The sequence below is a fragment of the Corynebacterium sp. HMSC035E02 genome, from assembly GCF_001836065.1.
In the GTDB taxonomy this organism is placed as follows: Bacteria; Actinomycetota; Actinomycetes; order Mycobacteriales; family Mycobacteriaceae; genus Corynebacterium; species Corynebacterium hiratae.
This window is the reverse complement of sequence record NZ_KV827324.1, coordinates 1-266: the sequence shown is the minus strand read 5'-3', so window position 1 is coordinate 266 and position 266 is coordinate 1. Positions and strand designations below refer to the sequence as shown.

Sequence of the window (266 nt, the reverse complement as noted above, 5' to 3'; positions counted from 1 at the left end):
TATGCGCCATCCGCAGGGCCCGTTCGACCAGGTGTGTGTCTTGCACGCTATCCATAGCCCAGCCCAGCACTCTGCGGGAATGACCGTCGCGGACCGCGCACAAATACAACCAGCCCTCACCGGTGCGCAAGTAGGTAATATCCGACATCCACACCCGATTCAGCTCACCAGTATCAAACATGCGCTTGACCAGGTCAGGAAGACTCGACTTACGCTTGGCTTGGATTGTAGTCACTGGGACAAAGGCACGCGGTGAAATCCCTTCA

Annotated in this window: 1 protein-coding gene; it reads right to left on the bottom strand. The window is 56.8% G+C overall.

Going from position 1 to position 266, the window contains the following annotated elements:
• Positions 1-266: DDE-type integrase/transposase/recombinase (locus HMPREF2635_RS03295; RefSeq protein WP_141761677.1), on the bottom strand; the 266-nt coding region annotated here is incomplete at both ends.